The sequence below is a fragment of the Hoylesella buccalis ATCC 35310 genome (assembly GCF_000177075.1).
Lineage (GTDB): Bacteria > Bacteroidota > Bacteroidia > Bacteroidales > Bacteroidaceae > Prevotella > Prevotella buccalis.
On the sequence record NZ_ADEG01000048.1, the window covers coordinates 1 to 9706 of the forward strand.

General features: G+C 45.2%; 6 protein-coding genes and 2 pseudogenes. 3 read left to right on the forward strand and 5 right to left on the reverse strand.

Annotation, left to right across the window (positions count from 1 at the left end; translation table 11 throughout):
* The 4 genes from HMPREF0650_RS05615 to HMPREF0650_RS05630 form a co-directional block, all read right to left on the reverse strand.
* Positions 1 to 728 (reverse strand): BspA family leucine-rich repeat surface protein (locus HMPREF0650_RS05615; protein ID WP_004349039.1); only part of this gene is annotated, 728 nt, incomplete at its 3' end.
* 140 nt (positions 729 to 868) lie between these two features.
* Positions 869 to 1465, reverse strand: a complete 597-nt coding sequence (locus tag HMPREF0650_RS05620; RefSeq protein ID WP_004349041.1) for an AbgT family transporter — start codon at positions 1463 to 1465, stop codon at positions 869 to 871.
* Positions 1455 to 2180, reverse strand: coding sequence for a DUF5932 domain-containing protein (locus HMPREF0650_RS05625; RefSeq protein ID WP_004349043.1), 726 nt, complete (start codon positions 2178 to 2180; stop codon positions 1455 to 1457). Before HMPREF0650_RS05625 ends, HMPREF0650_RS05620 begins: the two co-directional genes overlap by 11 nt.
* Positions 2156 to 5710 (reverse strand): sensor histidine kinase, encoded by a 3555-nt coding sequence (locus tag HMPREF0650_RS05630; protein ID WP_004349044.1) that lies wholly within the window; start codon positions 5708 to 5710, stop codon positions 2156 to 2158. The genes HMPREF0650_RS05625 and HMPREF0650_RS05630 overlap by 25 nt, the downstream gene beginning before the upstream one ends.
* Before the next feature lie 223 nt (positions 5711 to 5933).
* On the opposite strand from HMPREF0650_RS05630, the gene HMPREF0650_RS05635 reads away from it, so the two are divergent.
* A complete protein-coding gene (locus HMPREF0650_RS05635) occupies positions 5934 to 6998 on the forward strand; it encodes a LacI family DNA-binding transcriptional regulator (protein WP_004349045.1) in 1065 nt (354 codons plus the stop codon).
* Positions 6999 to 7106: 108 nt separating this feature from the next.
* A complete protein-coding gene (locus tag HMPREF0650_RS05640; protein WP_004349046.1) occupies positions 7107 to 7913 on the forward strand; it encodes a hypothetical protein in 807 nt (268 codons plus the stop codon).
* A 608-nt stretch (positions 7914 to 8521) separates the two neighbouring features.
* Here HMPREF0650_RS05640 and HMPREF0650_RS05645 read toward each other — a convergent pair.
* Positions 8522 to 9316 (reverse strand): annotated as a pseudogene (locus tag HMPREF0650_RS05645) (IS982 family transposase); the annotation flags it as partial.
* 89 nt (positions 9317 to 9405) lie between these two features.
* Here HMPREF0650_RS05645 and HMPREF0650_RS13790 point away from each other — a divergent pair.
* Positions 9406 to 9706: pseudogene (locus tag HMPREF0650_RS13790) on the forward strand (IS1380 family transposase); the annotation flags it as partial.

Consider the following 9706-nt stretch of genomic DNA (forward strand, 5'->3'; position numbering starts at 1 on the left):
GTATTGAAGTTAGTCAAGTTGAGCGATGCTAAGGAACTGCAGTTATCGAACATGCTGCCCATATCGGTAACCTTTTCTGTATTGAAATTAGTCAAGTCGAGCGATTTTAAGGAACAGCAGTTATCGAACATGTCACACATATCGGTAACGTTTGCAGTATTGAAGCTGGTCAAGTCAATCGATATCAAGGAACTGCAACTCACGAACATGTACTTCATGCTGGTAACCTTTTCTGTATTGAAGTTATTCAAGTTGAGCGATTCTAAGGAACTGCAGTTAAAGAACATGCTGCCCATATTGGTAACGTTTGCTGTATTGAAGTTGGTCAAGTCGAGCGATGTCAGGGAACTGCAACCACTGAACATGTACGTCATGTTAATGACATTTTCGGTATTAAGGTTTCGTATATCCTTGATGTCCTGCAATTTCGCGCATTGTTCGAACCAAGAACAGGTGAACATGGGGCGATAGTCGGCAAAGGACACATCGAACACAGCGTGCTTGATCTTTTCCTGAGGGGCTGTGTAGGTTCCTGTCCAGCCAGGAATCGCACCTTTTGTGGGCATGTCGTACTTGGTTCCCGGACGTGTGCTGCGCAAGTTGTCGTAGTAGAATGTGAGCGTGGAGTTGGCCTCGGTGAATACGGCGTAGGCCTCTTGTGCTGCCATGGGCAGGCTACTTGCGGTTGCCACGAGAGCGACAAGAAGTGAAAGTAAATGCTTTTTCATATCAGTTGGTTGTTAAGTGAATAAGTCTGTCTGAAAAGAACGGTGTCGGCAACAGCGTGCCACTTACAGGGTTTAATTTTCTAAAGATAGGCAAAATATTTTATAATGCCAGCATGCCACAGGATATGGTATGAGATAGATTAGAAGACGAACAAGAAAGAATGGTATAGTTGGGCAGCCATCACATAGACCACCAGCCAGGGAGAGAGCCAGCTTATCCCGACTGACAAAGCATTAAAAATATCGGTCAGCGAACGAAAATTACCACTTAACAGGCCAAAGGTGACGGATGCCACACAACCCATGAAACATACTATCGGAAAGACACTTTGCGAAAAACTACTTGGAAACAAATGACCGGTAACGCTCAGCAGGATGGCTTGGGGCATGAGTGTCAACAAGCCAATAATCCCTGCGAAGATTACCAGTTCGAGCAAGACCAACTTTAGGGCAAAACGCTGTCGATACTCCTTCCTGTCAGAAGGTGTAAAAGCCTTAGACAATCCGCTTTGTTTCAATGCGCCCAATGCCATTCCAGCAAGAATAAGCCAAACGAGTAAGGGAGAGGCGAGGTTGTAAGTGAACTGACCGAAAAACCATCTGATTCCCTCGCTGCTCAACAACGAACGCACAGGCGACATGGGCATCGTGGCTGTGATGAACCACGAAACCAGAATGAGCAGAATTTGTACGATTCCTAAGCTGAACGTAACGATGGCAAAGGCCTTACTCTTCATCGGCTTGCAAATTATCAATGTCAAGCACTCTCAACTCAATGGCCCTGACTACCAGTCGGGTGGCATTGATTCCAATCCCGTTGTTGCCATTGGGAAAGAACTTTTGTATCAACTCGTTCTGTCGCTTTTCCAAACTTTTCACGCCAAAGGGCATCCCGCGCAAGTTCGTAATCTGCTCCTTGGTATAGCCCAAGGCCAGATGACGGAGGAAACGCTCATCATATTCGTCAATCTCATAATTCACAAGCGCCTCTTGCCGCATAAGCTGGTTATGGATGCTTAACTTGAAACGCTCCACTATTTTTTTCAATATCGGTTGGTTGAACACCATGCGTTTGCCGGCCATCACACTGCCAACATCGCCCCGCGTGAGCAATTCGCCACTCTTCAAGATGATTCCATCGCAACCCGCATCCAGCACGTCGACCCATAATTTTTCGTTCAGTATCTCGCCGGTAAATATCAACACCTTCACCTGCGGATAGCTTTGTTTCGTCTGCCTGCATATCTCAACGCCAACGGTCGTGGAACCACCAAGTCCCAAGTCCAACAAAACCAAATCAGGTACCTGCTGCTTTATCAGGCGCCAATACTCTTGTTCGTTTTCAGCCGTGCCAATGATTTCGGCTTCAGGAATCTCGTTTTTAAAGATGCCCTCGGTACCTTTCAGTTCCAAAGGAACATCCTCTACTATGATAATTTTAAATTCTTCCATATCGTTTTTGTTAAGGTAATATTTATGTTTATTCGTCCTGTCTCATCTTTCACAGCCTGGATGCCGCAGCCACGCGCATTGGTAGCCTCTCCCACCTCACGAACAATCTGCCTGCACAGCATGAACTGCATGTCAACGGTATTGGGCGTAAATAGAGCGGCTACTTGTTCATCGGAGAGATGAAGATTGTTCATCTTTACATGAATAAGACTATATACGGGGTCTTTGTCTTCAGCTGTCAGCACCAGCTCACCCCCATTTTGCTCTTTCAAGATGTCAAACAAATATCGCAGCATGTCGTCATCCACCTTGACATGATTGTCTATCTGTCGCATGGCCTGCGCACTCAGCAGCATGTACAGGTCTTTGTAATAAGAAGAAAGCTCGCTCAACACCGGAAGGTTTTCGTCTTTTCCATCTGCCAAAACACCTATTTTAGCAGGATAATACATCGTTTCGTGCTTTAAGGTTGAAAGACAGTTGTCCAACACGCTGTTGCTGATGTGCAACTGGTCGTTTTCGTAACTCGTTCTTCGCAGTTCGTCTTGGGCCAGTTCCATACTGGTAGTCTGCACTTCCTCCACATGAATGCGATCTCGTAACGCATCCATGATTTGCTCGACGATGGCATTAAGCTTGGTAAATCGGGTATTCAACATTCTGCGGTTGAACGTCCAAAGCGTCTGTATCTTCTGTAATTTCTCCTGGGCGGTTGCCTCACTCAACAAGGTTTGATTGATTTCCTGGATTCGATCAACGCTGAACCGATAATACACCCGATGTCGATCATACAAAAAATAATAGGCGGGGAATATCAGCATGAATATCAATGAAAGGATGACGAGGGCCACATTCTTATTAACTTCTGAACGTTGCATCATTTGAACATACGTGCCTAACGTACTGTCTGCACTGCGTTCGCGGAACAACTGCGTGTAAGCCTTGTTGTTATAAGCGTACAAGGGCCACTTGTGCAAGGCCAATGCGGCCACGGCACTTTCGTTCCTGATGCCAAGGATGACATTGTAATTGGTTGGAATGCTATCGTATAGCCATTTGATTTCTGCCGGCAATGCGGTACTGTTTGACATGATGGTCATGGTATCTACGCCATGCGGTCTGCATGTCCTGTAATGTTGGTTGAGATAATACAGGCAACTGTCTGCAAACAACAGGGTTTTCTGATAAGTTCCTTGGATGTTACTGAAGTAAGCACTATCGGCAAAAGCAGTGGCTTGCTGGATGAACTCACCTTGCACCACCTCCGCTTGACCAACCGGATGGGGCGTGTGCGGCGCACTTCCCGACTCACCTGCTTTCGCATTCATGAAACACGAACCCACCATGCAAAGCACCGCAATGGTACGCGCCACTCCCTTCGGCAGCCTAAAGGCGAACGTGCTACCCTTGCCTTCTACGCTCTCGGCACGAATAGTGCAGACGTTGAATATCTTACTGGTCTTACGATATCTATCGATGATACCCTTGCAATTCATCAACCCGAATCCGTTGCTGATGCGGTGCTGCGGATGATTGCCGTCAACACTTTCGAGGGTGTGGTCTACAATGGGCTTGTTGACGAACAGGTGTTCAATTTGTTGTTCAGACATGCCAATGCCCGTATCTTCTACCCTAATCTCCACATAGTCGTCACCCTCCTTACTGTCTATCCGTACCTGTCCGCCAGAGGGCGTGAACTTCTTTGCATTGTCAGCCAAGGTGTTCAGCATGAACACGGTGAGCGTCTTGTCGGCCTTGACCACAGCTTGGGTGGGCATTACCTGCAAATCAATACCTTTGATGGAGAAACTCATCCGACTGCGCGACAAGAGGTCAAAGACATCTTGCAACGGGAAACTTTCAATCTTCAAACTCAACACACCTTGCCGCAACTGTATCCAATGGGTCAAAATGCTGTTATAATCATTAATCTGCTCGGCTAACTCCGCGATATAGGTATACCGGTCGTCCCTGATGGACTTCGCCTCGGTCTTTTTGGTGAGTTGATGTATTTCGTGCAACATTCGATCTATCAAAGGAATGATGCTGTTGACAAGCGACACTTTGGTTCGTTGCTCAAGATTACGCTTCTTATTCTTGGAAACATGCAGTTGCTGCAAATGTTTTTCTTCCTCAATCTCTTCATATTTCTCTTGGTTTTCCTCGAGTGCCTCTTCATTGTCGTGCTTCCATTTTTCAAGGGGTTCCATGAGTTTTGTCAGCGTAGAAGCCTGTCGGTCGTTCCTCTTTCGCATGTAGTAGAAGATAAACAACAACAAACAAACCACAACAATGGTGATGATGATGGCCAGAATCATCCGATTCAACTGCTGGGATGACAAATTCAACTGTTCAGCGCGGGCCTCCAACTGCCGGTCCTGTCTGGTTCCTTCCTGTATGTCGAGGTATAAATTTCGGTTGTAATCGCTGTTCTGCTTGTCGTCAATGGCCGAGTAAGCCAGTGACAATTGCTCTCGGATAGATGCCACCAGGTCGGGGGCTTGGTTGATGACATGATTGGTTTCCAGTGCGTTGTGCAGACAAATCAAGGCCGACTTGTAATCTTTCAACTCCCAATAACACTCTGCGAGCGTTCGGTACGATCCGGCAATTTGATAAACGTCGCCATATTGAATGAATGTTTTCAACGAGCGTTGCGCCAAATTACCGGCCAACAACGAATCGGACATGTTGTACGGATTGACGAATTGCATGGAGGGCAAATTGTCGTGTATCAACTTGTCGCGGTATTTTTTTCGCTGCAAATGCTCGCTCATGGCCTGCATCGAGTTGGCCTCCCAATAGGGATAATGATGCTGTTTGGCCAGCACATAGCATCGTGTAAGATACTCAAACTCGGCCTGGTTGATTTCCTCACGGGTGCCATCGAGGATGATGCCGCCCGCACCAACGTTGTATAAGTAATTCAACAGCTGGGAGGTGTCTCGTGCTATCTCGCCGTTGGCATCAATTTGGTTGATGGCATCGATTGACAAATCTTCCAAACCCACATAATAAAAATAGGTGGAGGTGGTGAGATAGAACTCGCTTTCGGCATAAATCATTCGGCGTTTTTGGTGTTCATCCAGACTGTTGTACTCCTCCTCTATCCGATGCAGACGCCGCATGGCACTCTCTCGATAGACATAAAAATCCTTGTTTTTGGAGCAACGTTGGCAAAGCCGCATCAACTGAACGTCAGCCACTAACAATTCTATCTGATTGTTAGTCGATTTACGTACTTCTGACAGCAGCGAATCTGCCTTGGCATATTCCATTCTTGCCATGTGGACGAACGCCAGATGGTTGAGGGCTTCCGCATAGCCATCACCATATTTGCCCGCCAGTTGCATCGCCCGGTTGGCATAAAGCGACGTACTGTCCAAATTGCGGTAGCGATATTGGTACGCCCTTTCATTCAGAGCCACCACGTCGTCACCGTGAGGGTCTGAGCAAGCTATCGCACACAAGAGCATTACAAGTGTGAGCAATATTGAATAGATGCATTTGGTTGTTTCTTGATGACACATGCTTAGGCTGGCAAATAATCTGTCACACAAAGATAACCATTTGCTGTTTGAAAATGAAGAAAATCGAAGGAAAATGTTGATTATGCTTAAAATATGCAACTGTGCTTTCGCACAATACAACTATTCTTTGTAATTTTGCATCAATTAGATTGCGCCTCAACAAAGCAAGTAAACTTACATTGTAGGCGGCTTACACGATGATTGCACCTATTTTAAGTGTTGTATGAAAGAAAAAATCAGAATCAAGGATATCGCCCAGCGGGCTGGCGTTTCGGTTGGAACGGTTGACAGGGTCTTGCACGGACGTCCCAACGTTTCGCCATCAGCGCGTGAGAAGGTGGAGAAAGCACTCTCGGAGATGAATTATCAACCCAATGTGTATGCCAGTGCCTTGGCGTACAACAAGTCATACACTTTCTATCTCGTCATCCCACAACATGAATCTGAAACTTATTGGGAGGAAATTGAAGAAGGTGCAAAGAAAGCCGTAGAAACCAGACGCGACTTCAATCTCGAGACGAAAACACTCTATTATGAGCGACTTAAAGAAGAGTCGTTCAAAAAGGTGGCAGCCACCTGTTTGCAAGAGAAGCCCGACGGAGTGGTCATCGTTCCGGCAACACTCAACTTGACAAGAGCGTTCACAGATCAATTGCACGAATTGAACATCCCCTTCGTCCTGCTCGACTCGTACATGCCCGAACTGAATCCACTCTCCTTCTTCGGACAAGACTCATTCAAAAGCGGCTACTTCTCGGCAAGGATTCTGATGATGGTAGCCCATCAAGAGAAACAAATCGTACTGATGAAGCGCAACAAGGACGGAAAGGTGACCAGCAAACAGCAAGAAAATCGTGAGGTGGGATTCAGACATTACATGTCAGAACACTTTCCCGAGATTGAAATCATCGAGTTGGGCTTGCCCATGAAGACCACCAAAAAAGAATATGACTTGAGGTTAGAAAACTTTTTCAATGAGCATCCTCAAATACATCATTGCATCACCTTTGGCTCCAAAGCACACATCATGGGCGACTTTCTGTTAAGAACCAACAGAAGAAGCACCCAAATCATGGGATATGACATGGTGGGTAAAAACGCCGAATGCCTCAGACAGGGCAGCGTGTCGTTCCTGGTCGCTCAGCATGCCTACCAACAAGGTTACTGTTGCATTGACACGTTGTTCAAAGCCATCGTACTGAAAAAGAAGGTTGAACCCGTAAACTACATGCCGATTGAGTTGTTGACGAAAGAAAACATGGACTTTTATCGTCGCACGCAATTGTAAAAAAAGGAAATCAGCCCATGCCCATCAGCAACGGCCGCGTTGACCTACAGCTACTGTGGACGCGCCCCGGGGCAACATCAATCAGGTTTCATTCACACGTCATCAAATATGGATATCATCAAACGTAATTTCTTTCGGTTGCTGCGCTCTGGAGCACTCAATGAGTATGTTACGTTAGAGCCTATGACAACCTTCAAATGGAACCGCCTGTTTCAGATGGCAGCATCTCAAAACGTGGTGTCCATCGCATTGAAGGGCATCAAGAACCATCAGTATGACACCAACATCCACATGCCACAAAAGCTCATACTTGATTTGCAGGAAATGACTGACAAGGATGAGCAGGAATGGTTTACCAACCCACATCTCAGCAATCCCACGTTAAACAAGCGTTTAAAAAAAATCAAACACGATGAGCGTCATGCAATTGATACTTCCATGGAAACGCTTCAACTGCTTGACATCATTATCTTTAACGTCAACCACATATTAGCCAAAGGCATCTCCGTCAGAGGCATCATCGAACTGGGTAGCTACTTAAGAACCAGAGGTGACAAGGTTGATTTTGTCAAACTTGAAACCTGGCTCTCCAAACTTCACCTACAACGCATGGCACAACTGCAGGGAAGCATCCTGATTGTTGTCTTTAATTTTGAGCAAGACGAAATTCCTTTCGTAGAGAATGTAGAACGCGAGGCCTATCCTCTGATTTTAAGAACCCTGACCCATACAGAAATCGATACGACAAAGGAATGGCATTTCAGAGAAGGCAAAGCTGGATTTGTGCAAAACAACAACAAAGTGCTCCGGCGCAATCTCAGGCGCAGTATGAGATACATTAACTACTCTCCTATCGAAACATCAAGCCATTTCATCGCAAACTTAGTTCGAAGTTTGTCCGAAATCGAAGAATGAGCCGTGAACCAAGCTACCACGCCACCGCACCACCCATAGCGGTTGTTAAAGCAATTATGAAGCCTGAGTTCTAGCTAACGCTTTGTGCATACATTACCATTTTTTTCATAATAAAATACACCTTCTTGTCGTGATGATAAGCCATCCAAAAAAAATAATATATGTTAATCCTCGTCGAAGGATTAACCGTTTTAGTATCATTTATATTTTATGTAATCCCACATAGAAATCCTCTTTTATTATTTCTATATATCGATTAGGGTCATCCTATGAATAGAAAAGGCGAATCACGCCCATCAAAGATGTTTCCAACTTCCCGTCGGATCAGAGACAAGCTAACTATAAATTTCTTTTACTTATTTATACCTAAAATCCAAATATTCTCCAAATATTGTTAAATTTCGGGGGAGAGGGGGGATGAAATAGGCAACATTCTACATAAAAATTAGGCGTATAGCTCATTTTTCAGGCTGTTTTTCCCTCTTATACCTGAGTTCGGGATAAAAATGTCCCGTTCTCGATAGCTCCCACAAGAGCATAAATATCTCTCCTCTATCTTGAGACAGAGGTTATCCATAAAATTCCATCAAACTCTGGTATGACTGGTTTTAGAACAGTGTAAGCTGCTGTCCTTGTCGGTCTATACAGAAATCTACATTGATAGCCGGCTTCTTCTCAAAGAAACAGTAGGCTGCAAGTACCGACAGTGCATTTATAGCAAAATTAAAAACGCTCCTATGTCTGGAGTGTACCAGCTGTGCCACGTTTTTCAGTTCATCATTGATGGTTTCTATGACCGATCTCTTTCTGAGTAATATTTTGTCATACAAGGGTATTAGCTTGTTCTTCATGTTACTCCTCAGCCCCGTGACAAGGTTAATGCCGTCATTGTATAATCTTTCGAAAAGCCCTTGGGATATATACCCCTTATCAGCAAACAACTTGCCGAAGAGGTTGTCACTGAGCCTGTTGAACACTCTTTCATCCCTATCATCCACATTCGCCTTGGTGAACATGAAGTTGACCAACTCTCCACGCTCGTTGCAAGTCAAGTGCAGTTTGAAGCCGAAGTACCATCCCATCGTACTTTTCCCTATTGAAGCGTATTCCTTGAACACCCTATTGCGACGGATGCGCTTGTTGTGGCACACTGGTATGGACGTGCTGTCTATGAAACTTATTCCGGTGCAACGTCCCAGACAGCACACTTGCAGAAACAGCATCATCTCAATGACAACTCTTGATTCCAGTTCTATGAAACGGTTATAGGAGAGTTGCTAGGGAAACAAATCCCTCATGTGCTCCCTGACATAAAATAGATAGTAATGCTTGAAATTGCGGAAGTCATTGAAGTGGAAACAGATGAGAATAGTCATAATCTCCGCACGGCTCATTCGCCATTTACCCCAAATCGGTCATTAGAAAAAGCGTCTGAAGATTCAAAATCGAAGTGCAAAATTTGTTGGTGTTTGGATTGTATTAAAATAAGGAAATAACACCTTTTGGTGGTCTTTCCCTGTTCTTCAAAATGCTTGAGAAATGCCATTTTGAAGAACATGTTATGCAAAGTGGTGTTCCGCTTCAAGGATCCAATCGTGGCTACGACCCGATCCAGTTAATATTAGGATTGTTTGCTGGTGTGTGGTGTGGAGCAAGCTGCTTTGGCCATCTTGACGTGGTACGTTATGACACTGCACTATGTGATCTACTTGGGTGGAAACGTGGAGCAGACCATCGTGCATACCAGCGCTATCTCAACAAATTCTCCCAAGCTGTCAACCAGCGTGTTTTCA

Bases quoted from the DNA above. Each gene is read 5' to 3' on its own strand.
- HMPREF0650_RS05635 (WP_004349045.1), top strand. From the start codon at position 5,934: ATGAAAGAAAAAATCAGAATCAAGGATATCGCCCAGCGGGCTGGCGTT.
- HMPREF0650_RS05625 (WP_004349043.1), bottom strand. From the start codon at position 2,180: ATGGAAGAATTTAAAATTATCATAGTAGAGGATGTTCCTTTGGAACTG.
- HMPREF0650_RS05630 (WP_004349044.1), bottom strand. From the start codon at position 5,710: ATGTGTCATCAAGAAACAACCAAATGCATCTATTCAATATTGCTCACA.
- HMPREF0650_RS05640 (WP_004349046.1), top strand. From the start codon at position 7,107: ATGGATATCATCAAACGTAATTTCTTTCGGTTGCTGCGCTCTGGAGCA.
- HMPREF0650_RS05620 (WP_004349041.1), bottom strand. From the start codon at position 1,465: ATGAAGAGTAAGGCCTTTGCCATCGTTACGTTCAGCTTAGGAATCGTA.